Origin of the sequence: Pseudorhodoferax sp. LjRoot39, assembly GCF_964253035.1 — a bacterium.
GTDB lineage: Bacteria > Pseudomonadota > Gammaproteobacteria > Burkholderiales > Burkholderiaceae_C > Pseudorhodoferax.
In genome coordinates, this window is record NZ_CAXUQL020000002.1 from 53,833 (window position 1) to 77,605 (window position 23,773).

At 66.3% G+C, this 23,773-nt stretch carries 19 protein-coding genes; 7 read left to right on the forward strand and 12 right to left on the reverse strand.

Annotated elements, in window-relative coordinates:
* The first annotated feature begins 37 nt into the window (after window positions 1–37).
* The 5 genes from ACSQ4M_RS35340 to ACSQ4M_RS35360 are packed head-to-tail and all read left to right on the forward strand — an operon-like array spanning window position 38 to window position 5,230.
* Window positions 38–1,048, forward strand: a complete 1,011-nt coding sequence (locus tag ACSQ4M_RS35340) for an amidohydrolase family protein (protein ID WP_436194181.1) — start codon at window positions 38–40, stop codon at window positions 1,046–1,048.
* Window positions 1,049–1,050: 2 nt separating this feature from the next.
* The gene (locus tag ACSQ4M_RS35345) at window positions 1,051–1,464 is read left to right on the forward strand and encodes a Zn-ribbon domain-containing OB-fold protein (RefSeq protein ID WP_436194182.1); all 414 of its coding nucleotides are present in this window, start codon (window positions 1,051–1,053) and stop codon (window positions 1,462–1,464) included.
* Window positions 1,461–2,651, forward strand: a complete 1,191-nt coding sequence (locus ACSQ4M_RS35350; protein ID WP_436194183.1) for a thiolase family protein — start codon at window positions 1,461–1,463, stop codon at window positions 2,649–2,651. Before ACSQ4M_RS35345 ends, ACSQ4M_RS35350 begins: the two co-directional genes overlap by 4 nt.
* 29 nt (window positions 2,652–2,680) lie before the next feature.
* The gene (locus ACSQ4M_RS35355) at window positions 2,681–3,982 is read left to right on the forward strand and encodes an MFS transporter (RefSeq protein WP_436194184.1); all 1,302 of its coding nucleotides are present in this window, start codon (window positions 2,681–2,683) and stop codon (window positions 3,980–3,982) included.
* 12 nt (window positions 3,983–3,994) lie between these two features.
* Window positions 3,995–5,230, forward strand: coding sequence for an NAD(P)/FAD-dependent oxidoreductase (locus ACSQ4M_RS35360; RefSeq protein ID WP_436194185.1), 1,236 nt, complete (start codon window positions 3,995–3,997; stop codon window positions 5,228–5,230).
* Window positions 5,231–5,404: 174 nt separating this feature from the next.
* Here ACSQ4M_RS35360 and ACSQ4M_RS35365 read toward each other — a convergent pair whose 3' ends face one another.
* From ACSQ4M_RS35365 to ACSQ4M_RS35410, 10 genes are all read right to left on the reverse strand, one after another.
* Entirely contained in the window at window positions 5,405–5,641 is a 237-nt protein-coding gene (locus ACSQ4M_RS35365; RefSeq protein ID WP_436194186.1) for an SDR family oxidoreductase, read from the reverse strand.
* Between the two features lie 135 nt (window positions 5,642–5,776).
* Window positions 5,777–6,283: a DUF1993 domain-containing protein gene (locus ACSQ4M_RS35370; protein ID WP_436194187.1), complete on the reverse strand. Its 507-nt coding sequence runs from the start codon at window positions 6,281–6,283 to the stop codon at window positions 5,777–5,779.
* A gap of 20 nt (window positions 6,284–6,303) precedes the next feature.
* Window positions 6,304–7,137 carry an SDR family NAD(P)-dependent oxidoreductase gene (locus ACSQ4M_RS35375; RefSeq protein ID WP_436194188.1) on the reverse strand — a complete coding sequence of 278 codons (834 nt, stop codon included), beginning with the start codon at window positions 7,135–7,137 and terminating at the stop codon, window positions 6,304–6,306.
* A 28-nt stretch (window positions 7,138–7,165) separates the two neighbouring features.
* On the reverse strand, window positions 7,166–8,005 hold the full coding sequence (locus tag ACSQ4M_RS35380) for an enoyl-CoA hydratase/isomerase family protein (protein WP_436194189.1): 840 nt from the start codon (window positions 8,003–8,005) through the stop codon (window positions 7,166–7,168).
* On the reverse strand, window positions 8,002–8,967 hold the full coding sequence (locus ACSQ4M_RS35385; RefSeq protein WP_436194190.1) for a lactoylglutathione lyase: 966 nt from the start codon (window positions 8,965–8,967) through the stop codon (window positions 8,002–8,004). Before ACSQ4M_RS35385 ends, ACSQ4M_RS35380 begins: the two co-directional genes overlap by 4 nt.
* A gap of 27 nt (window positions 8,968–8,994) precedes the next feature.
* Window positions 8,995–11,415 (reverse strand): efflux RND transporter permease subunit, encoded by a 2,421-nt coding sequence (locus tag ACSQ4M_RS35390; protein WP_436194191.1) that lies wholly within the window; start codon window positions 11,413–11,415, stop codon window positions 8,995–8,997.
* Window positions 11,416–11,472: 57 nt separating this feature from the next.
* Window positions 11,473–12,591, reverse strand: coding sequence for a WD40/YVTN/BNR-like repeat-containing protein (locus ACSQ4M_RS35395; RefSeq protein WP_436194192.1), 1,119 nt, complete (start codon window positions 12,589–12,591; stop codon window positions 11,473–11,475).
* Window positions 12,592–12,614: 23 nt separating this feature from the next.
* Window positions 12,615–13,982 carry a DUF1329 domain-containing protein gene (locus ACSQ4M_RS35400; RefSeq protein ID WP_436194193.1) on the reverse strand — a complete coding sequence of 456 codons (1,368 nt, stop codon included), beginning with the start codon at window positions 13,980–13,982 and terminating at the stop codon, window positions 12,615–12,617.
* 31 nt (window positions 13,983–14,013) lie between these two features.
* On the reverse strand, window positions 14,014–15,708 hold the full coding sequence (locus ACSQ4M_RS35405) for a DUF1302 domain-containing protein (RefSeq protein ID WP_436194194.1): 1,695 nt from the start codon (window positions 15,706–15,708) through the stop codon (window positions 14,014–14,016).
* Window positions 15,709–15,904: 196 nt separating this feature from the next.
* On the reverse strand, window positions 15,905–16,189 hold the full coding sequence (locus ACSQ4M_RS35410) for a hypothetical protein (protein WP_436194195.1): 285 nt from the start codon (window positions 16,187–16,189) through the stop codon (window positions 15,905–15,907).
* Between ACSQ4M_RS35410 and ACSQ4M_RS35415 the strand changes: the two genes are divergently transcribed.
* Window positions 16,176–17,060 carry a tripartite tricarboxylate transporter substrate binding protein gene (locus ACSQ4M_RS35415; protein ID WP_436194196.1) on the forward strand — a complete coding sequence of 295 codons (885 nt, stop codon included), beginning with the start codon at window positions 16,176–16,178 and terminating at the stop codon, window positions 17,058–17,060. The genes ACSQ4M_RS35410 and ACSQ4M_RS35415 overlap by 14 nt on opposite strands.
* 309 nt (window positions 17,061–17,369) lie before the next feature.
* Here the strand turns inward: ACSQ4M_RS35415 and ACSQ4M_RS35420 are convergent, their stop codons facing one another.
* The gene (locus ACSQ4M_RS35420; protein WP_436194197.1) at window positions 17,370–18,287 is read right to left on the reverse strand and encodes a LysR family transcriptional regulator; all 918 of its coding nucleotides are present in this window, start codon (window positions 18,285–18,287) and stop codon (window positions 17,370–17,372) included.
* A gap of 99 nt (window positions 18,288–18,386) precedes the next feature.
* Between ACSQ4M_RS35420 and ACSQ4M_RS35425 the strand changes: the two genes are divergently transcribed.
* Window positions 18,387–21,959 carry an indolepyruvate ferredoxin oxidoreductase family protein gene (locus ACSQ4M_RS35425; RefSeq protein WP_436194198.1) on the forward strand — a complete coding sequence of 1,191 codons (3,573 nt, stop codon included), beginning with the start codon at window positions 18,387–18,389 and terminating at the stop codon, window positions 21,957–21,959.
* Between the two features lie 188 nt (window positions 21,960–22,147).
* On the opposite strand, the gene ACSQ4M_RS35430 is transcribed toward ACSQ4M_RS35425, so the two are convergent.
* Complete coding sequence (locus ACSQ4M_RS35430; protein ID WP_436194199.1) at window positions 22,148–23,572, reverse strand: ISKra4 family transposase; 1,425 nt, start codon at window positions 23,570–23,572, stop codon at window positions 22,148–22,150.
* Window positions 23,573–23,773: the final 201 nt, after the last annotated feature.

Below are 23,773 nucleotides of genomic sequence, written 5' to 3' on the forward strand. Positions count from 1 at the left end.
CCCTTCTCTGACGAACGTCAACCAGGATTTCCTCGACATGCTGATCGATGTCCACGCCCATCTGTTCACGGCAGGCATGCTGAACCGCCATCCGTTCTGGGGCCCTGCCATGAAGGTCCAGGGGCTCACCGTCGGCCACTTCTCGCTGGGCACCAAGCAGCGCAAGACCGCCGCGAACGACCAGGAGGCCGAGGCCAACCTGCTGGCCCGCATGACCCACGCGGCCCGGCGCGAACTGATGGCCCAGCGCGGCGTGGACCACCTTGTGCTGTCCACCCCCTCGCATGCCTTTATGTACTGGGCCGAGGACTTCGGCAACACCTACGCGCGCATCTGCAACGACGAGCTGTCGGCCTACTGCGCGCAGGACCCGGCCCACTTCTCGTTCTGGTGCCATGCCAACCTGGCCGACCCGCAGGAGGCGGCGCGCGAGATCCGCCGCGCCGTCACGCTGCTCGGCGCGCGCGGCGTGTGCGTGGGTGGCGCCAACTTCAAGGGCCTGCAGGCCCATGACGAGGCGCTGTTCCCGGTCTGGGAGGTGCTGGCCGGGCTCGACGTGCCGATCATGGTGCACGGCTACAACCAGTCGATCTGGCTCGGCGAGAAACACCACGAGGACCGCTTCGAGACCAGCTCCATCGTCGGCGACTGCGTCGACGAGACGCTGTTCTTCTGGTACCTCATCTGCGGCGGCGCGCTCGACACCTTTCCGACACTCAAGACCTACATCACGCACGCCGGCGGCATGGCCGTGTTCCAGCTCGGCAGGCTGGCCGAGCTCAACAAGGCCATGGCGCCCGACACGCGCAACCGCCGCCCGCTGCTCGACTACCTGCCCAACTTCTGGTTCGACCTGGACGTGCACACGCCCGCGCTGCGCCGCGGCGTGGTGGACGTGGTCGGCGTGGACCAGTTGCTGTACGGCACCAACTTCGGCGGCGCCTACGACAACGGCGACCCGACGCGGGACCTGGGCCTGGACGAGGCCCAGCGCGAGAAGATCCGCAGCGGCAACGCACGGCGGCTGCTCAAGCTCGACGTGATCTGACGATGGCACGCAAGCTTCCCGCACTGACGCCGGACAACACCGCCTTCTGGCAGGGCGGAGCGCAGGGCACGCTGCACATGCACCGCTGCACGGCCTGCACGCGCTTCTTCCACCCGCCCGCGCCCGCGTGCCCGCGTTGCGGCAGCGCAGACGTCGGCCCGCGGGCGGTATCGGGCCGTGGCAAGGTCGCCACCTACACCGTCAACCAGCAGGTCTGGACACCGGACCTGGCCGACCCCTACGTGGTGGCCATCGTCGAGCTGGCCGAACAGCCGGGCCTGCGCTTCGTCAGCAACGTGATCGGCTGCGCGCCCGCGCAGGTGCACATCGGCATGCCGGTGCAGGTCTGCTTCGAGCAGCACGACGATGTCTGGCTGCCGCTGTTCCAGCCGGTGGCGCAGGAGGCCGCGGCATGAGCCGGCGCTACGGCGAGAAAGAAGTCGCGATCACCGGCATCGGGCAATCGGAGGTCGGACGGCCATCCGCGCGCCCGGCACTACAGCTCACACTGGACGCTTGCCGCGAAGCCATCGCCGACGCCGGCCTGAGAAACGAAGACATCGACGGCGTGGCCTGCTGGCCCGGCGACAACAACAACGGCAATCCGTTCTCGCCCATCGGCCCGAATGCGCTGGCCAGCGTGATGGGGTTTAACGTCAACTGGTATGGCGCAGGCTACGAAGGCCCGGGCCCGCTGGCTGGTGTGATCAACGGCGCCATGGCCATCGCTGCCGGGCTGTGCCGCCATGTGCTGGTGTTCCGCACCATCGCCGAGGCCAGCGCGCGTCGGACCGACCGCAATGCCGCGGCATTGACCAACAAGTCGCCAGGCCGCGACAGCAGCTTCTTCTGGCAGTGGTACACGCCGTTCAACGTTCTGTCGGCCGTCAACCTGATCGCCATGTACGCGCAACGGCATTTCCACGACCACGGCACCACGCCCGAGCAGCTGGCGCAGATCGCGCTGACCTGCCGCCGGAATGCGGCGCTGAACCCCAAGGCCGTGTTCCGCCAGCCGCTGACGCTGGACGACTACATGGCCTCCAAGATGATATCCACGCCGCTGCGGCTGTTCGACTGCGACGTGCACTGCGATGCCGCCACGGCCATCGTGCTGTCGCGCGCCGACGCGGCCCGCGATGGCCCAAACCAGCCGATCCGCATCGAGGCCATCGGCGCCGCGCTGCACCAGCCCTGGTCCTGGGACCAGATCTCGCTGACCGAAATGGCGGCCTTCGACGTGGGCCGCATGATGTGGTCGCGCACCGACCTCAAGCCGGGCGATGTGGGCAGCGCCCAGCTCTACGACGGCTTCTCGATCCTCACGCTGATCTGGCTCGAGGCGTTGGGCCTGTGCCCGCCCGGCGAAGGCGGGCGCTTCATCGAGGGCGGTACGCGCATCGCCCGCGACGGCGTGCTGCCCCTTAACACCAACGGTGGCCAGCTCTCGGGCGGGCGCACGCACGGGCTGGGCTACGTGCACGAAGCCTGCACGCAGCTGTGGGAACGCGGCGGCGAGCGCCAAATTCGGCCGCATCAGGTCGCGGTCGCCGCTGCCGGTGGCGGCCCCCTCGGTGGCAGCCTGCTGCTCGTCAAGGACTGAGGTCGGCCACCGACCCCATGGAAACACAAATGCACACGAACACCACCTCCGGCAAGACATCCGGCGCCGCGGTCGACATGGCCGAGTTCAAGCTCGGTTGGCGCATCCTGGTCCTGGCCATCGTGGGAGTCGGCATCAATGCCAACTCGTCGATGCTGTACGCCTTCGGCGCGCTGACCATCCCGCTGCAGGAGGCGCATGGCTGGGAGCGCGGCCAGATGCAGGGCTCGATCAGCTTCCTGTTCGCGGGCGCCGTCGCCAGCGCGCAGCTGGCCGGCTGGCTCAACCTGCGCCACGGCATGCGCACCGTCACGCTGGTCTCGCTGGTCTGCCTGTCGCTGGTTTTCCTGGCGATGACGCAGATGGGTAGCTCGATCGTCTGGCTATACGTGATGTTCATCGCCCTGCCGCTGGCCAGCCTGGGCACCATGCAGGTGACCTGGACCCACCTGGTCAACCTCTGGTTCGTGCGCAACCGCGGCCTGGCACTGGCGCTGGTGCTCTCGGGCACCGGCCTGGCCGCCGCCCTGCTGCCCTCGGCCGTGACCTGGGCCGTCGGCCGCTGGAATTGGCAGGCCGGCTTCGTGCTGCTGGCGCTGCTGCCGGTGTGCCTGGCGCTGCCACTGGCGCTGCGCTGGATGGCAGAACCTGGCGAGCGCGGCGGCGTCGCCGATGCGCAGCAAGCCAGCGAAGCCGCCGCGCAGCGGCGCCAGGGCGTCAGCTTCCGCGAGGGCATCGTCAGCGCACGCTTTTGGGCCATGAACCTGGGCTTGTCGCTGGTGGTCGCCAGCGTCGTGGCCATGGTCACCAACACCGTGCCGATGCTGCGCGACAAGGGCCTGTCGGCGGCCGAGGCGAGTTCGGTCTTCGGTGCATTCGGTGTTTCGCTGATCGCCGGCCGCGTGATCGTGGGCTACCTGGTCGACCGCCTGTGGGCGCCCGGTGTGGCTGCCGTCGCGCTAGCGATTCCGGCCCTGGGCTGCTGGCTGCTGCTGCACGCCGGTGCCACGGACACCGGGCTGCTCATCGTCGCCGCCATGCTGTTGGGCGTGGGTGCCGGTGCCGAGTTCGATGTGGCCGCCTACCTTGTGGCTCGCTACTTCGGCCTGCGCGACTATGGCCGGCTGTTCGGCGTACACCTTGGCCTGATCACGCTGGCCTCGGCGCTGGCCCCCATGTTCGCCGGCATGCTGTACCGCAGCGCGGGATTCTACACCCCGCTGCTGACCATCTGCGGCATCTCCTTTCTCATCGGCGCGCTGGTGCTGCTGCCACTCGGCCGCTACCCCCGCTTTGCCGACCGCCCTGCCCCCACTCCCCAAACAGCCTGAGGACTGCTGTCCATGCCAACCGACAACATCGTCATCGCCGGCGGCGGCCAGGCCGGCTTCCAGGTGGCCGCCTCGCTGCGGCAGGAAGGCTTTGCCGGCCGAATCACCATCGTGGGCGACGAGCCGGGTGTGCCCTACCAGCGCCCGCCGCTGTCCAAGGCCTACCTGCTGGGCAAGGTCGGCGCACATGCGCTGCGCTTTCGCCCGCCCGAGTACTTCGAGGAGCACTGCATCGACCGGCTGCACGACCGCGTCGCCATGATCGACCGCGACGCCCGCATTGTGCAGCTGGCCTCCGGCTCCAGCCTTCCCTACGACCACCTCGTCATCGCCACCGGCGCGCGCAACCGCGTGCCGGCGCTGCCCGGTGTCGAGCTCGACGGCGTGTTCGGCCTGCGCACGCTGGCCGATGCCGACGCGCTGTCGCCGCGCATCGCCCACATCCGCCACGCCGTCGTGCTAGGCGCCGGCTTCATCGGCCTGGAGTTCGCCGCCGTGGCAGCCGCGCGCGGCGCCTCCGTCCACGTGCTGGAACTCGGCACGCGGCCGATGGCCCGGGCCTTGTCGGAGAATATGTCCGCGCTGTTCACCGTGGCGCACCGCAGCTGGGGCGTGACGCTGGACCTGAGTTGCGGGCTGCAACGCATCCTCGGCCAGGATGGCAAGGTTACGGGCGTGCAGACCTCGGACGGCCGCCACCTGCCCGCCGACCTGCTGGTCTACGGCATCGGCGTGCTGCCCAATGACGAACTGGCGCAGGGCGCCGGCCTGCAGGTGCGCGACGGCATCTGCGTTGACGCGCAGTTGCTCACCAGCGACCCAAACATCTCGGCCATCGGCGACGTCGCCAGCTTCAGCAGCCCGTATGCCGAGCGGCCCATGCGGCTCGAATCGGTGCAGAACGCTATCGACCAGGCCAAGTGCGTCGCCGCGCGCCTGCTGGGCCGACCCGCAGCCTACGAGGCCCTGCCCTGGTTCTGGACCGACCAGGGCGAGCTCAAGCTGCAGATCGCCGGCATCTCCGAAGGCCATGACGAGACCGTGCTGCTGGGCTCGGCCGACACGCGGCAGCTCAGCGTGCTGTGCTTCCGCGCCGGCCGCCTGATCGCCGTGGAAAGCGCCAACCGGCCGATCGACCACATGTCCGCGCGCAAGATCCTGGCGCGCGCGCCCAGGCTCACGCCCGCGCAGGCGGCCGAGCCCGGCTTCGAGCTCAAGGCCTACGAGGCCGCCACACGGCCGGCTTGACGTTGGCACCTCCTCCTCGGGGAGGCGCCTTGCAGCGGTGCGCCGCTGTGCTTGCAAGCCGACTAGTAACGCGCCAAGCGCGCCGATGCAAGCCGGCGCTCAGATGCCGTCCTTGAAGTCCGCGATCGGCGATATCGAGGCACCACCGTCCACCAGCAGCGGGGTGCAGGTGGCTTAGACCACCTCGGGCAAGGCCAGGAACATCGAAGCGGCGGCGATCTCGCAGGGTTGGGCGACGCGGAGTAACGGGAAGTTGGCGGCGATGCAGCGGGACAGTTCGTCGTTTAGGCGCTCGCGCATGCGGTCGGGGGCGATCAGGCCTAGCTCGACCACGTCGACCAGCACATTCTTGGGCCCGGCGTCCTGCGCCAGCCCCCGCGAACGGGTTAATGCAGGCCTTGCTGAAACCATGGCCGATCAGGCCGGATCTGGCAGCTGCCCGTGTCGGCCAGCCGCTCGAGCGCCGCCGCGTAGTCGTCAGGTCAGCCCTCGGCGAACTGGCCGAGTTAGCGGATCACGTTCTCGCGGTTGCGCTCGCAGATCAGCTCAAAGCCCCAGGTAGTCGGCCTTGCCGATGTCTACGCCGGCATGGCGCAGTAGCGCATAGGCCGTGGTGACGTGGAAGAAGAAGTTCGGCAGCGCCCAGCGCTGTAGCAGGCTGCAGCCGTCGAAGTGCAGCGGCGGCGCGGCCCTCTGCGGCAGCACGATCTGGCGGCCGGCGGCAGCGTTGACGGCCTGCGCGTCCACCGAGGCCACCCATTGCGCGCTGGCGCGCAGGCGCTGGCGCAAAGCTGCGAGCGTGGTCTCGTCGTCGGCATGGCGCGGCATCTCGACATCGGCCAGCCGCGCCATCGTCATGCGCGCGATGTCGGCCGCGATGCGAACCTGCGCCACGAAGGGCAGCATGTCGGGCGCCAACCGCAGGTCCAGGTAGACGGCGCTGTCACTGCCGCGCGCCTGGTCCTGAATCTCGGCCTTGGCCAGACAGCCTTCTAGGTTGTCTAGCATGCGGCACATGATCGGCGCGCTCGCCGCGTGCAGGCTCATCGTCATGGAGTGCTCCAGAACCGGGTTCAGAGTTTGTTGGAACCTTGGCGCTCGAAATACTCGCGCAGCGGTACCATGGACGGCGAATGGCTGGTGAAGCCGCCGTCCACCGGGATCACGGCACCCGTGATGAAAGAGGACTCGTCGCTGGCCAGGAAGGCCACGGCATCGGCGATCTGGCGCGGCCGGCCGAGGTCGGGCGTCAGATGCTGCGCGAGCAGGATCTGCTTGACCTCCTGCGGTACTGTCTTCTGCGCGTGGTCGTTGAGGACGAAGCCGATCATGATCGCGTTGGAGCGGATGCCCTGCTTGCCGTACTGCGCCGCGACCGAGCGTGCCAGCGCCATCAGCGCAGCCTTGGAGGCGGCGTAGGCCGTTAGCGTGATGTCGCCGAGCTGGCCGAAGCCGGAGGTCGAAAACACGATGGACCCGCCGCCGCCGCGCAGCATCACCGGCACCACGTGCTTGCAGCACAGCATCGCGCCACGCGCGTTGACGTCCAGCGCGGTGTCCCAAGCTTCCAGCGAGACGTTGCAGACGTCGCGGTCGGCCTGGCGCTGCGCCACGCCCAGCGCGGCCGCGTTGTTGTGCAGCACGTCGATGCGGCCGAAGCGGTCAGTCACAGTGGTGGCCATGGCCTGCACGTCGCTCTCGCTGCGCACGTCGGCCTGCACGGCCAGCGCCTGGCCGCCGGCGGCCTCGATCTCGGAGGCGACCTGGACCGCCCCTTCGTAGGCCAGGTCCACCACGGCGACACGGGCCCCCTGGGCGGCCAGCACGCGAGCCGTCTCGGCGCCCAGGCCGTGCCCGCCGCCGGTGACCACGGCCACCTTGCCTTGCAAGCGCGTTGGATGGGTCATCTGCATTGCTCTCTGTCGTTCAGGTAGATCATTGGCCGCTGAAGCGAGGCGCGCGCTTTTCGCTGAATGCGAGCGCAGCTTCCTTCACGTCCTGCATCGGCGCCAGCAGCGCGAAAAGGCCGAGTTCCTTGTCGAGCCCGGCCTTCAACTCCAGCTGCTGCGCCGCGATGACGGCCTGCTTGACGCTTGCCGTGGCCATGGGCGGCTTGGCCGCGATCTGCGCCGCAAGCGCACGCACTTCGTCCTGCAGCGCGGCATCGCTGCTGGCCACGCGGGTGACCAGGCCGATCTCGCGCGCCTGCTCGGCATCGAGCCTCTGGCCGGTGAGCATGAGGTCCATGGCGCGGCCGGGGCCGACCACGCGCGGCAGCCGCTGCGTGCCGCCGCCGCCGGGGATCAGGCCCAGGCCGGTCTCGGGCAGGCCCATCACGGCGCTGGGCGCGGCGAAGCGCAGGTCGCAGGCCAGCGCGAGTTCCAGGCCGCCGCCCAGGCAGAAGCCGTGGATGGCGGCGATGACGGGCTTCTCGGTGCGGTCCAGCGCCTCGATCCAGCGCGCCTGCTCCATGCGCCGGCGCACCTGCAGCGAGGTCTCGGCGCCGCGGCGCTCCTTGATGTCCGCGCCGGCACAGAAGCCGCGCGGCCCCGCGCCGCGGATCACGATCACGCGGACGGTGTCGTCGGCGTCGAGCGCGCGCAGCGCGGCCGGCACGCCCTCGCGGATGCCGTCGTTGATGGCGTTGATCTGCTCGGGGCGGTTCAGCACCACCCAGCCGATGGCGCCGTCGCGCTCCACCTGCACGGCGTTGGACGCCGTGGCGGCGGCGAGCGCCGCGGCGCCGCTGGCGGTCAGATCCTCCATGGTGCTCATGCCTCCTCGAACTCGAACAGCTGGCCGGCCACATCGGCCAGGTCGACGCGGATCATCGGCTTGCCGCCCAGGGCCTCGGAGGCCTCGATCCAGGTGTAGCGCGTGCCGCGCGCCTTCAGGTCCTCAGCCTTGGCGGCCAGCCCGTTCACGGCGATGCGGATGTAGTACGGGCCCGGGCCCCAACTGTTCAGGTAGACGCCGGCGTCACCGTTCCAGCGGGTGGCCTCGATCACGTCGAGCGATGCGCTGTTGGGCAGCGTGAACGCCATGGTGGCGCGGCGGTAGCCTTCGCTGGCGAGGGCCTGCACCGGGCCCTGCGGTTCCCAGTCGAGGTTCGCCGAGCAGCGGCGCAGCGTCTCGTCGAGGTTGCGCACGATGAAGCCGCGCGCGGACACGCGGACCATGTCGCCGGGTTCGGCGTTACGCGGCTGCGGCGCGGGCGTCTCGAAGGTCTCGGCCGGCATCTGCAGCGGCTCGATGGGCATGACCTCGATGCACAAGCCACCGTCCACCGAGGGCTCGTAGCGCGGGTCTTCGGGCGTGACGCCCATCCACATGCGGTCGAACGGCATGGCCGGCGTGCGCTGGGCCATGCGAAACCGCAGGCGGCGGCGCATGAGCTTTTCCATGAGCGCGTCGAACTTGTGACCGTGCGTGGCCAGCACTATGGAGTGCGTCAGCATCGGACGGTGGCGGCCCTGGTAGTCCTTCAGGCTTTCCAGGAACTCGTGAAACATCGGGTCGCCCAGGTTGGGTTTGTCCAGGTGGCCCTGTGGCTCCACGCGCGTCGGCGACACGGCCAGCGACTTGTGCACGCGCAGGAAGTGCGCGATGTAGGGATGGTCCGCGAAGGCCTGGCGCCAGCGCTCGTGCTTGTGGATTCCCAGCTTGGTGTGCAGCACGTCGGTGACCGCATCGGGGTCCGACACCATCATGTCGGCGCTCATCAGAAGTTCAAACATCGTTACTCCAGGGGGAAAAGCGGGGGTTCAGGCCGCCACGGGCGTGGCAGGCCGCTCCACCGGCGCGTTCTTGCGCGGGTTCAACAAGAAATGGGAAAGTGCGGGCACGAGCACCAGCGCGCCCACCATGTTCCAAACGAACATGAAGGTCAGCAGGATGCCCATGTCGGCCTGGAACTTGATCGGCGACCAGGCCCAGGTGAACACGCCGGCAGCCATGGTCAAGCCGATCAGCGCCACCACGCGGCCGGTGAAGTCGAGCGAGCGGCGGTACGCCTCGGCCAGCGAGGCACCGCGCGCCTGCATGGCGATCTGCACGCTGAGCAGGTAGAGCGCGTAGTCCACACCCACGCCCACGCCGACCGCGATGACAGGCAGCGTGGCGACCTTCAGGCCTATGCCCAGCCAGACCATCAGCGCCTTGCACAGCAGCGTGGTGATGACCAGCGGGATCATGGCCACGATGGTGGCGCGCAGGCTGCGGAAGGTCACCAGGCACAGCAGGGCCGTGGCGCCGTAGACAGCCAGGTACATCTTGATGATGCCGCGCTCGACCTCGATGTTGGTCGCCGCCTCGATGCCGGCCGAACCAGCCGCCAGCAGGAACTGCGTGGAATGCTCGGTGTCTATCGGCGTGTTGTAGCGGTCGGCGAAGGACTGGCTGACGGCCAGCACGCGCGCAAGTGTGTCGGCCTTGTGGTCCGCCAGGTAGGCGATCAGCGGCGATACCGAGCAGTTCTGGTTGGTGATGTCGGGAGAGGCGATCATCGCGGCGGAGACGGCTGCGTTAGTGATGGCCTGGTCGCGGCTCAACGTCAGCCACTTGCCGCTGCCTTCGGCCAGGCCCGCGGTGATGAAGCGCGTGGTCTCGGCCAGCGATTGCGTGGCCTGTACGCCGGGTGTCATGCGCAGTTCGCGCGCCAGCTCGTCCATGAGCCGCAGCGAGCCGTAGTGGCGGCAGCCGTCGTCGCTGGTCTTCATGATCACGACGAACTGGTCGCTGGACAGGCCGTAGTGCTCGGTGATGTAGGCGTTGTCGCGGTTGTAGCGCGACTCGCGCCGCAACTCGGGCGCACCGGCGTCCAGGTCGCCGATGCGCAGGTCGCGCATCACCACCACGCTGACCAGGGTGACGATGACCGACAGTACGATGATGGCGATGGCGGGGCCGCGCTCGGTGAAGCAGTCCAGACCGCGCCAGATGCGCGCCAGCACGCCCACGCCCTGCGCGGTCTCGCGGTCCTCCGCCAGCGCGCGGCGCGCGGCCTTGGGGCTCACGCCGATGTAGGACAGCGCCACCGGGATCAGCACCAGCTTGGTGAAGATCAGCACCGACACGCCGATGCTGGTGGTGATGGCCAGGTCGCGGATCACCGGAATGTCGATGATGATCAGCACCGCGAAGCCGACCACGTTGGTCAACAGCGCCGTGAGCCCGGCGATGAACAAGCGCCGGAAGGTGTACCGCGCGGCCACGTACTTGTGCGTGCCTCGGCCCACGTCCTGCAGGATGCCGTTCATCTTCTGCGCGCCATGCGACAGCCCGATCGCAAAGATCAGGAATGGCACGAGGATGGAGTACGGGTCGAGTTCGTATCCCAGGATCTGCATGAGCCCGAGAAGCCAGACCACGCCGGCCACCGCCACTGTGACCAGCAGCACGGTACTGCGCACGCAGCGCGTGAACATGAACACGAACACGGCTGCCGTCAGCACCGAAACGCCGAAGAAGGCCATGACCTGTTGCAGCCCGTCGATCAGGTCGCCGACGATCTTGCCGAAGCCGACGATATGGATGGCTATGTGCTCGCTCTCGAACGAGCGAATCTTCTTCTCCAGCTCTTGCGAGAACACGCCATAGTCCAGCGGCGCGCCGGTGGCCGGGTGACGGTCAAGCAGCGGCGTAACGATCATGGAGGAGCGCAGGTCGTTGGCGACCAGGCTGCCGACGATGTTGGCGCGCGCGATATTGCCGCGTAGCTTGCCCACTGAGGCGGCCGAACCGTCGTAGTCCGACGGCATTACGGCGCCGCCGGTGATGCCCTCCTCCGTCACCTGGCGCCAGCGCACTATGGGCATCCACAATGACTTCATCCAGGAGCGGTCGACGCCGGGCACCAGGTATAGCGCGTCGTTCACCTTGCGCAAGGTTTCCAGGTAGGCCGGGTCATAGATGTCGCCGCGCTTGTTAACCACCACGACCCGAATCGAATTGCCCAGGCCGGGCAGCTCGGACCGGTTTGCCATGTAGTTCTGGATGTACGGGCTTGACGGCGGGATCATGCGCTCGAAGTTCGCGTTGGCCTCGATCTTGGCCGCGAACCAGCCCAGCACCACGGTGGCCAGTAGGCACAGGAAGACCATAAGCGGGCGGTTGTTGAAGATGATCCGCTCGGCCAAGTTGCCGGAGTTCATGTCGAAGTCCCGCAGGTCCGCAACCACGGGCATAGCGGGATTCCCGCTGGTATGGGCATTCATCGTGTTGTGTCCTTGTGAGGCGCAGCGTCAGAGCGCCAAGCGCGGCAGTTCCACGCTCAGCGCGCCGCCCGGCCGTGCCAGCACAACTCGTCCTGCACCCACCGTTGCCGCACCGACGGCCTCGCCGGACGGCACGCTCGTGGTGAGCGGCCGGACCTGGCCGTCCTCGAGGTCGAGCATGAACAGCTGGCTCGATTGCGAGACCAGCAAGAGCTTGCCGCGCTCCAGCGGCTGCGCGGCCACCAGCGCGGTGTCGGTCCCGGTGTCGAGCTTGAGCCAGCTGGCACCGTCATCGCGGCTCAGGTAGGCGTTCCCGCGCAGACCGTAGGCGACGATTGCGCCGGGCTGCACGCTGACACCGAAGAAGGTGCCGTTGTAGGGGGTCTCGACCTTCTGGAAGCGCTCGCCCGCGGCGTCCCAGCGCATCAGCAGACCCTGCTCGCCGGCCACCCAGCGCCGGTCGCCCAGGCCCTGGATGGCGTAGAGGTGGTAACGGCGCTCATTATCGGTGTGCTCCAAAATAGGCACCCAGGTTTTCCCGCCGTCGCGGGTACGCAGCATCAGGCCGAACGCTCCAGCGAGCAGGCCCTCCTGTGCATCGGCAAACCAGATGTCGAAGAACGGCGCAGGCAGCACGCCGGGCGTGGCCGACTGCTCGGCCGAGCGCTCGATCTCGCGCAGCAGCCCTGCGGCCGCTTCGTCGCCTCGGTTGGCCAGCGCACCGTAATGCGATTGCATTAGCGCCAGCAGGCTACGACCGTCGAGCACGCGTTGCCAGCTGCCGCCGCCGTCGCTACTACGCAGCACCACACCGTCGTGGCCAACAGCCCAGGCCGTGCTGCTATCGACAATGCGCGCCCCGACAAGGTCCACGGAGACCGGGCTGGCCGACTGCCTCCAACTGGCGGCACCGTCGCCCGAGACGTAGATGCCTCCACGCGCGCCAACGGCGATGAGCTGGTCACCCTGACGGTCCACGGCACTGGTAGACACCTGCGGGTTAGCGGCCGGCGCCACCGCCGCGTCCAGCACATCCGCGAGCCGCTGCGCACTGCCGGAAGCGGCAGCGACCGCCACGCCCAGGCACAGGGTCAAGCACACGACCGCGCAGCGGCGGCCGGACATGAAACGGGGCCGATGCAGCATGGCAGGCTCGCACGTCATGGGGATCAACGCGCCGTCTCGCGCGTGACAATCGCTTCTGGATTGAGTTCGCGCTCCGACAAGGCTTTCGGCAGCACCTTGTAGCCACCGACCATCACGTCGTTGATGTAGGCGTACATGCCCTTGTTGAGGTCGTAGATCACGTTCTTCGCCGAGAACGGGATCAACTTGTCGTAGAACGGGGCGGTGGACTGGAACAGCACACGATACAACTGGCCGCTCTGGTCGAAGGCGTCATAGTTACCCGCACCCGTGAGGTCCTCGTCGAAGTAGTAGATGCGCTTCGAATAGACGTGGCGCTGGCCGGGCTTAAGCGTGGCCTCTACAACCCAGACTCGGTGCAGTTCCCAGCGCTCGCACTCCGGGTTGACGTGTTGCGGCTTGAGCGCGGTCTCAATAGTTGGGCAGTCGTAATAGTTCTTGTAGCCGTTGTACTGGATGAACATCTCCCTCTTGCCGATGAGCTTGAAGTCGAATCGGTCCATCTTCCCGGAAAACACGAACAGTTCGTCAAACAGCGTGACGCCGCCCATGCTGGCCACGGGCGTGTCGTAAGCGAACTCTGGCGACAGCTTCACGCGCCGTTGGCCGGGGGTGTAGCTCCAGGCACGCCGCGGCTTAGCGACCGGGTCGATGAAGTCTGTTAGCCCAGTCATCTCCCCGGCGCGCCGGGCTGGCGATTGGGAGATTGAATAGGTGCGGTATCCGATGTCGGGATCGCGATCGCCGAGTTCGGTCTGGTAAAAGGGGAACTCCTGCAGCGTCTGCTGTTGCGCCGTCAGCGTCGGCTTACCCGACGAATCGATTACCCAGGAACGTGAAGCGCTGGTGGTGATGGCGGTTTCGCCTTGGTAGCGCAGCATATGGTTCCACATCACCTCGTACCCTGTCTTGGGCACCGGAAAGGGAATTCCTCCGCGGCAGGCGCGATCGATGGACTGACCTTCATTGGCGGTCTTGCAGACGGTGGCATTTCGCACCGTCGCGTCTAACACCTTTTTGGGATAAGCGGCCGTGCGGCGCGACGGATAGACGTCGATGTAGTACGACGGGAACTTCTTGAGCATTGCCACCTGGCCCTGGCTCAGCTTCTCGGCGTACTTGTCGACGTTCTTTCCATCAATTCGGAACAGCGGCTTGTCATTGCCAAACGGGTCGGACCAGGAGCCGCTGTCAGGCTTGAAGCCGGCGGGCGGTGTCGCCAGGCCGCCGGTGTAGGGCGGAATGCTGCCATCGGCATTGCCGGCCTTGATTGCGCCGAATTCGGTCAGCGTGGTGCCAATCTGCTTGGCCTCCTCCTCAGAGACGGCGGCTAGTGCGGAAGCGGCCACTATGCCCAGTGTCGCAGCGATAAGGGTGGGACGGATGTTCATTGGGGGTCTCCTGGAATGTCGGTGGCGAGCGTCAGAGCGATGTCTTGTAGGTGAAGACCAGCCATCCGCGGTCGGTGGCGCCCACCGTGCTGCCTAGCGCGCCGCCGCCAATTACGGAGGTACCTGCAGCGTTGTAGCGGGTCGGGGCCTTAATGTCTGAGTAGCGCAGTGAGAACTCGTGGCGCTGGGAGTACGTGAGCTTGGCACCAACCGACCAAGTCAGGACCTTCTCGAAGCCGCTACCAGTCGGTGAGTTTCCATTCAGCCCATAGTTCAGCGAAATGGGCAGGTCGAGATCCCACGACGGCATCACGCCCAGATACTGCGGCGTGAAGTTGACCGCGACCTGCATGAAGTTGCGCGTGGAGCAGGCGTCGCCCTTGCCGCCCGGCAAGGCCGACGCCCCGCTGGTCCCGGCCCGTGTGCACGATGCCGTTGAATAGCCGACGCCGCGGTACAGGTCTTCGTTCTCGGTGATGTCAAGCAGGCGGGCGTAGGCCAGTTCGGCCATCAGGACGCCGGTGCTCCAGAACGGTGTTTTCGGCAACCCATACACGCCGTTAACGACGGCATGCAGGGTGTTGCCGCGCGCGCCGGTATCTTGAGTCGGGCTGTAGGTGGTCCTGGAGTTCAGATGGCCGTTCTTGCGGTAGGACACTTCGCTGCCAAAGCTGACCGGGCCGATGGACTTGGCCAGACTCAGGCCGAACAGCTCGACGTTGCGCGCGTAGGTGAAGCGGAAGGGGCCAGTGGCGCCCAGCGTCTGGATGCCGGTCTCGGGTGCGTAGTCGTCAAAGCGCCGGTAGTACGCGCCCACGGTCGCATCGATAGCCGCTGCGTTGTATCGCAGGCCTACGCCCCAGTTGCCTGTGTTTCCAGGCTCATTGTTGCGGGTGCGGGGCAGCGAGAACCCCGGGGCGGCCGGCAAGCGGTCGACTGTTGGCGCAGTGTCGGCACCCATGAGGTAAGTGCCGCCGTGAGGCACACGCGTGGGCTTCCATTCCAGGAAGTATTGCGCCATGACGCTCAGATCGCTGGTCAGTTGCGCCTTCACCGAGATTTGGTTCAAAGGCAAGAAAACTTCCTTGGTCTCGATGCCTGGGCTGCTCAGCGCCTTGACGCCATCGGTAGGCGATTGCGAATAAGAAATCGCATGACCGCCAATCAGCAGGCCCTCGCCCCAGGCAAGCGTATGGCGCCCCAGCTTGACGTTGACCGGCACCTCGCCAAGGCTGAAGTTGCTCCAAACGAAGGCGTCGAGAAATTCAGCTGAGGGGCCGTTAACGTAGCGGGAGACAGAACTGTTGTAGCGGTCGTTGTTGTAGCTGGTCTGGAACGCTCCGCCCAGCGCAGGGGACTTGACCGAACGGTCGTCATAGGCCTGGTCGTACCAGCCCGCCGCGCTGACGCGCAAGCCGAACTGACTCTTGTAGTTCAAGTCGATCTCGGACAGGAGGTCGACCCGGTTGGTCACCACATCGTGGCGCCCAAACTTGCTGTCCGACTCGTCGTAGCTTGGGCCAAGGATGCGCGCGTCCTGCCCTTCCATCCGCATCCCCAGGTTGTAGCGCACGGTGTTATCCCAACGAATGCGCAGATCGGCATTGGTTGTCTCAATCTCGACCGCCACGGCACTCGACCAGGAAAACAGCGCTGCGGCGCTCGCCATGAGGGCTGTGGTGGTGCGTGGAGTCCCGATGCGGCTTGGTCGTGGCGCTGTGTTCATGTGTCTCGCTCCGGCTGGATCATGGTGTGACGGCACGCGTGCTGCACGCACACCGCTGCTGCTCTTCAAACGTGCTCGCCAAAAGAATTCTGGATAGCGATGGCAATTCTGTACCCAGAATTTGAACAGAATCTCAGAGTTTGTACTTATATCGCCAAGAAAAGATGCCACAACAATCCGCCAGGGCCTCCGTTCTTCATTGGTGCGGACACGGTGGCTCCGACCGCCCTCCTGCCTCCTGCAGTGGCTTCGCGAGGCGCACAGGCTCGGTGCGCCGCTCGTCTACTCTCAGCCCGAGCACCATCACCGGCAGAAGCTGCATATCATGAACAGTTTGATGATTTTTGTTCATATCGTTAATCCTGAGGCCTACCGTGCGTCGTAGAACGGTTCTCTGCTTGCTCGCGGCCAACATGGCATCCTCGCCATCCACCGCGCGATCAGCATCTCCGTGGCCTGTCCGCACGTTGTTGATCGTCATTCCGTTTCCGGCTGGAGGATTGGCGGACTCCGTTGCGCGCGCTTTGCTGCCGCTGCTGGAGGCCGAACTGGGCGTCCCGGCCGTTCCGATCAACCGTCCAGGGGCCAGCGGCGCCATCGGCGCTGCGCACGTTGCATCGGCCAAGCCAGACGGATATACGTTGCTGCTGACACTCTCCAGCATCACGACGCTACCGGAGCAGGCTCGCGTGAACGGCTACAAGCCTGCCTTCGAGCTGCAGCAACTGGCCCCCATTGCGCGTTTCAGCAGCGAGGCGCTCGTACTGGTGGTGCCAGGGGCCAGCCACCTTCAACGCGCAAGTCAGCTGATTGAGCAAGCCCGGCGGCAGCCGCGACGCGTGTCTTACGCTTCCAGCGGCAACTATGGGGCGGTTCACCTACCTGTAGAAGGTTTGGCCGCGGCTGCCGCGATCCAGTTCAATCACGTCCCCTATGCCGGTGGTGCGCCAGCTTTACAGGCTCTGCTCGGCCAGCAGGTCGACTTCAGCCTGCTGCCGCGCTCCGCAGTCTCAGCGCACATGAGGAGTGGTAGGCTGCGTGCTCTGGCAACGCTGAGTGCGGGTCACTGGTCGGCGTGGCCGGACGTGCCGACCTTCCAGGAAGCGGGCATCAACATTGACCACGGCCCGCCCTGGACCGGCATGTTCGTGCCTGCCGCTACGTCCAAATGCACCACTCGCCGCTTGCGAGCCGCCTGCGCGAACCTGGTCGCCAGTTCCGAGTTTTTCAACGCTATCGATCGCGCGCAGGGGCAACTGGCGTATCTCGATGCGCCTGACTTCGAACGCCTTCTTGCAGTAGAAACTGTCAAGCTGGGAGCGCTGGTGCGCCGAATTGGCAAGCTGGACTGACGGAAGCTTCGCGTACATAGCACCACTCCGGCTCAACGTGAAACGGAACCCTTATGTTGCAGTCACGCCTGCAATAGAGTCGAGGTGGACGCTCCGATTGCTACATTCCCTGGGATTGACTCGTGCTGGTCGACCACTGACAACCAGTCGAGTAACCCTCTCGATTCTCGGCAATCGATGCGCCGCAGCTTGTGTTCGCCGCGGATGCTACAAGTGGTCTGACGCGGGATCTGTTGAGCAATTTGGCCGATTTCCCTGGCGCGGCTGCCGTTCGATGCGCTGTGCGCCATGACTTCCGAGGCCACGTCATTACAGCCCGCGCGGCCCAACGGCCACCTCCAGGTACTTGCGCAGCACCTCAGCGATTGGGCTCAGCTTGCGGCCCTTGAGCCAGATCAGGCCGACCTCCATCGGCGGCACCGGGTCGGCCAGCGGCACCGTGCAGATGCGGCGCCCGTCGAGCGACCATGGCCGGAACACCATGTCGGACAGGATGGTCACACCCAGGCCCAGCGCCACCATCTCACGCACCGCCTCCATGGACGATGTCCGCATCTGCGACGACGGCTGGACGCCGGCCTGCGTCCAGTAGCCCATGGCCGAAGCCTCGCCTTCGTCCACCGTGGGCACCACGTATGGGTGTTGCGACACCTCGCGCAGCCTCACCTGCGGACTCTCGGTCAGCGGGTGGCCGTCGGCAACCCACAGCTGCCTGCGCGAACGTGCAAGAGCGCGGCGATGGAAGCGCTTGTTGTCCTGCAGGTTCGAGGTCAAGGCCACCGCAAGCTCGATCTGACCTGAACCGAGATTGCTCTCGATCTGCGCACGGTCGCGCTCCACAGGCACGACACGCACGTCCGGGTGCTGCTTCTGGAACTTGGCGATGAACGGCAGCAGGAAGTAGCCCAGCACCGTGTAGCTGGCGGCCAGCTCGATCGTGCCCTGCACGTCGCTGCGCTCGCGGAAGGGATGGCGCGCGGCATCGGCAGCGGCCTCCAGCACCGCGTGGGCGTGCTGCAAGAACAGATGGCCCTGGTAGGTGAGCGCTGCGCCTGTCCGGCTCCGCTCGAACAGCAGCGTGTCCAGCGCGCGTTCCAGCTCGGCGATAGCCGCCGTCATGGTCGATTGCGTGACGTTCGCTTCGGCGGCCGCGGCGGATATCTGGCCCGTGCGGGCCACGGTCACGAAGTACTGGAGCTGGCGCAGCGTGAAGCGGATGGCGGCCATGGGATCCATCGATTTCGTCGATATTGACCAACAACTATATGCGTTTTACATGCTTCTCCGGGGCCACAAGAATCTGCCCGCCGCCCAACAGGAGACCGCATGCACGCACCGGCCACCACCCTAGAAGACCCCACGCCCAGCACCGTCGACCGTACCCACCAAAGCCCGGTCACGCTGGACGACAAATACCAGCAGCCCGCCGGCCGCGTCTACATGACGGGCACGCAGGCTCTGGTGCGCATGCTGCTCGCGCAGAAGGAGCGCGACGCGGCCGCGGGCCTTAACACCGCAGGCTTCGTCTCCGGTTACCGCGGCTCACCGCTGGGCGCTGTCGACCAGGAGCTCTGGAAGGCGCGCAAGCACCTGGAGCAGCACCGCATCAAGTTCAATCCCGGTCTGAACGAGGAGCTGGCCGCCACCTCGGTCTGGGGCTCGCAGATGGTGAACCTGGACACCAAGGCCACAGTCGACGGCGTGTTCGCGCTGTGGTACGGCAAGGGCCCGGGCGTGGACCGCAGCGGCGACGTGTTCAAGCACGGCAACATCGCGGGCTGCTCCAAACACGGCGGTGTGCTGCTCATCGCCGGCGACGACCACTCCTGCAAGTCCTCCAGCCTGCCGCACCAGAGCGAGCACGCCTTCATCGCGGCCATGATCCCGGTGCTGAATCCCTCGGGCGTGCGCGAGTTCATCGAGTTCGGCCTGCATGGCTACGCCATGTCGCGCTACTCCGGTTGCTGGGTCGGCTTCAAGTCCATCAGCGACACCATCGAGTCGTCCTCGTCCTTCGAGATCGACCCGATGGCGGTGGAGATCAAGATCCCCGACAGCTACCCGATCCCGTCCGACGGCTTCCACATGCGCTGGCCCGATCCGCCGCTGGAGCAGGAGAACCGGCTGCAGCGCGAGCGCCTCTACGCGCTGCTGGAGTACGTGCGCCTCAACCAGCTGAACCGGCAGGACTGGCATGCACCCGTCGCCAAGCTGGGCATTGTGACCACCGGCAAGAGCTACCTCGACGTGCGCGAGGCGCTGGCCATGATGGGCATCGACGAGCACGGCGCCAAGGCGCTGGGGCTGCGGCTGCTCAAGATCGGCGTGTCCTGGCCGCTAGAGCCGCAGTGCATCCGCGAGTTCGCCGATGGGCTGGACGAGATCCTGGTCGTCGAGGAAAAGCGTCAGATCATCGAGTACCAGCTCAAGGAGCAGCTGTACAACGCGCCCGTGGCCTCGCGCCCGCGCGTCGTCGGCAAGTACGACGAGAGCGGCGAATGGGTCAAGGTGCCGCACGCCGGCATCCTGCTGTCGCCCAACGGCGAACTGACGCCGGCGGCCATCGCCAACGTGATCGCCGCGCGCATCGCCAAGGTGCTGGGTGTCGAGAGCCTGAATGGGCCGGCGCGCGACTACCTGGTGGAGTGCAAGGCGGCCGACGGCTTCACGCGCGTCGAGCCGGGCTCGCAGCAGCGGCTGCCGTTCTTTTGCTCCGGTTGCCCGCACAACACCAGCACCAAGGTGCCCGAGGGCTCGCGCGCCGTGGCCGGCATCGGCTGCCACTACATGGCGCAGTGGATGGACCGCCGCACCGAGACCTTCACGCAGATGGGCGGGGAGGGCGTCAGCTGGATCGGGCAGGCGCCGTTCACGGGCACGGAGCACATCTTCGCCAACCTGGGCGATGGCACCTACATGCACTCGGGCTCGCTGGCCATCCGAGCGGCCAAGGCGGCCGGCGTCAACATCACCTACAAGATCCTCGTCAACGACGCCGTGGCGATGACGGGCGGCCAGCCTGTGGAGGGCTCGCCCACGGTGCCGCAGATCCTGCAGCAGGTGGCGGCCGAGGGCATCGAGCACCTTCACCTGGTCACCGACGAGCCCGACCTGTACCGCGGCATGGCCGATCTGCCAGCGCGGGTGGTGGTGCGCCACCGCGACGGCATGGACGCGCTGCAGCGCGAGCTGCGCGAGGCGAAGGGCGTGTCGGTCATCGTCTACGCGCAGGTCTGCGCGGCCGAGAAACGGCGCCGACGCAAGAAGAAGGAGCTGGTGGACCCGCCCAAGCGCGTGGTCATCAACGACGAGGTGTGCGAGGGCTGCGGCGACTGTGGCGTGCAGAGCAACTGCGTGTCCATCCTGCCGCTGGAGACGCCGCTGGGCCGCAAGCGCACCATCGACCAAAGCTCCTGCAACAAGGACTATTCCTGCGTGAAGGGCTTCTGCCCCAGCTTCGTCACGGTCGAAGGCGGCGCGCTGCGCAAACCGGCCAAGGCCAAGGCTACGGCGCCCGAGAACCTGCCGGCTCCCCTGCTGCCTGCGCTGCACCAGCCCTGCAACGTGATCATCACGGGCGTGGGCGGCACCGGCGTGGTGACCATCGGCGCGCTGATGGGCATGGCCGCGCACATCGAGGGCAAGGGCGTGCTGGTGCTGGACATGGCCGGCCTGGCGCAGAAGGGCGGCGCCGTGATGTCGCATGTGCGCCTGGCCGCCACGCCCGCGGGCCTGTTCGCGGCGCGGGTCGCGGCGCAGCAGGCCGATGTGGTGCTGGGCTGCGACCTGATGGTCGGCGCGGGCAAGGAGGCGATCGGTGCCATGGACGTGCGGCGCAGCAAGGCCGTCATGAACACCGATGTGGCGCCGACCGGCGCCTTCACGCAGAACCCGGACTGGGAGACCTCGCCAGAGGCCATGCTGCAGCGCGTGCGCGAGAACACGGTGTCGTGCGACTCCCTCAACGCCACCGCGATCGCCACTGCCCTGATGGGCGACGCCGTGGCCACCAACGTCTTCGTGCTCGGCTTCGCGTGGCAGAAGGGCTGGATCCCGCTGGGCGAGGCGGCGCTGCTCCGCGCCATCGAGCTGAACGGCGCCGCGGTGCCGATGAACAAGGCCGCCTTCGCCTGGGGCCGGCAGGCCGCGCTTGACCTGGCCAAGGTGCGCACAGCTGCCGGCCTGGACCAACAGGGTACCGTGGTCATGATGCCGCCGCGCCGCATGCCGCTGGACGCCCTCGTCGCCGACCGCGTGCGCCGGCTCACGGCCTACCAGAACGCCGCCTATGCACATCGCTACGAAGCCCTCGTCGCGGACATCCGTAGCAAGGAGAAGGAACGCACGGGCAGCGACCGCTTCACACGCGAGGTGGCCACCAGCCTGTACAAGCTCATGGCCTACAAGGACGAGTACGAGGTCGCACGGCTGTACCAGGAGACGGGCTTCTTCGACCGGATCGCCGCTCAGTTCGAGGGCGACTACAAGTTGCGCTTCCATCTGGCACCGCCGCTGCTGGCCAAGCGCGATGCCGATGGGCTCCTGGTCAAGAAGCCGTACGGCCCGTGGATCCGCCACGCGTACAGCGTGCTGGCCAAGGCCAAGTTCCTGCGTGGCAGCGTGCTCGACGTGTTTGGCTACACCCGGGAGCGTCGCGACGAGCGCGCCGCCGTCGGCCACTTCGAGCAACTGGTCGGGCAAGTCGTGGCCGAACTCACGCCAGAGCGCCTCGCCACGGCCGTGGAAATGGCGCAGTTGCCGCAAAGCGTGCGCGGTTACGGCCACGTTAAAGAGCGCAACCACGTGGCCGCCAGCACGAAACTGCAACGACTGTTAGCTGCATTCCGACAACCTGTGCAGGCGGCTTCGCAGCGCCCCAGATCGACCGCTAGCTGTTGAGCCTTACGAGATCTGACACGCCGAAGACGCGATGCATACGCGGCAAGTTGTTGGCTTTCGTCTGCTGGCCACGAGCTCATCCTCATCTCGCAGCCAATGCCCAGCCCTTCCCTACCGACACGTAGATCGCGCTGGGGCTGCTGCAGAGTACGCGGCCATTGAGCGCGGCTAAGTGTCGAAGGAAGCCGTTAAAAGTGGTGGGAAGCCTGGATTGGAGGCCAGGAGATGCGTGTGCTCGCTGACCATCCAAAGTGTTGCCGTGACAGCTCGTCAAGTTCTCGGTTCTGCAACGCGACGCGGACTTGCAGCACGCCATCCGCGCCTTTGCGCGACCACCGCATGTGCTGGCTCTTGCACATCCGCCGCCCGATGAGCCGATTGACGTTTGATTCCACATACCCGGTGGAAATCCGTCGCCCCACCTGCTGGTACCGCCGATAGTCGACCAGGGCATTGATGTTTGCGTTGAGGTAGTGCAGCAGTTCAAGCAACTTGTATCGCGTAAACCGAGCCTGCGACGCCAGACCTTCGGTGTCGACCTGTTCACGCAGCTCCAGCAGTTCGTACAACCGCGATCCTGCGTTCTGCCACTTCAAGGTCTGCCCTGTCCACACATAGCAGCGGAACCGCACGAAAAGATCCCATAGTTCGAACGCCGATCCTCGCGGCGTCAAACGACCGTAGGCCAAGGGGGTGATCGATCGGTCAACGTGCCAGAGCTTTCTTCCGATATGTGCCCAGTCCAACATCCAGCGACTATCCTGACGCAGGATACTGGACACATCCGCCAGGTCTTTGGCTGCGTCCGTGATGACCTGGACTTTGGCGTCTTCTCCGTATCCACTGTCAGCGAGAAACGCCTCCATTTCAGTTTGCAGCTTCGGGGATCTCGGTTGTGCGGAAGCCCACACTCTCGGGCGCTGGCCTCTTGGGCCAACAGCTGCGACTACGACTGAGATAGCCCCCGTTTCACGCTCGCCATCGCGGGAGCGTGACCGTGCCTTGGCCTTTCGCACGTAGCCCACATCTATGCCCAGTTCGGCGATCGAATCCCGAGGTCTTTCATGCTCGCGTGGGCGTGGCGAGGTTCGAACAGCTTGTCCAACAGCGATGGTGTGGTTGCGCACCGTCACGTGGCTATCCCTGCCGCTGGAAGGCAGAAGCAAGGCGAGAATGTCAAGCGCTTGCCTGTATGGAAGCATGGCACCGAGCTTGGCATGCAGCCACTTCAATTCTGCCGTGCACATCTCACGCACGTAGTCCTTCAGCGGCGAGATGTAGCGTCCACCGTCGGCACCGCAAGAGCAGGCCTTCCAGCGTTCGCGAACATAGAAAACACGGCCGATAACCGTCCAAACCTCCGAGCAATGACTGTCGTGCAATCTTCGAGCGGCCCCACATCGAGGACATGCGCGGCGACTCGCGCAGTAGCGATGCAGTTGCTCCTCGACAAAGTCCTGCTGGATCGACTGCATGATCGTCTTGGCCTCGGCAAGGCTAAGGCCGACGTCTCCCGTTGCCGGCGCCTCGGCTCTATGCAACCGAAGGACTTCGACCCTCCGTGGAGGATCGTCGTCGCCGGAATCAAACTCAAGTACGAGTGTGCAGCGCATTTGGCCTCCAGCGTGGCGATGTGCAGCCCGTCAGCGTACCTCGTATCCACCAATGCGTCCCACCACTTTTAACGGCTTCCTTCGACACCTCGGGCGTGCGCTGTCTGGGTAACAGATCGGGGAAAGGGGACCTTGCTGCTCTTGGCAGGCGATCAGAACGCATGTCGGGCGGCTCAGCACCGCAGCCGCACGGCTCGATGC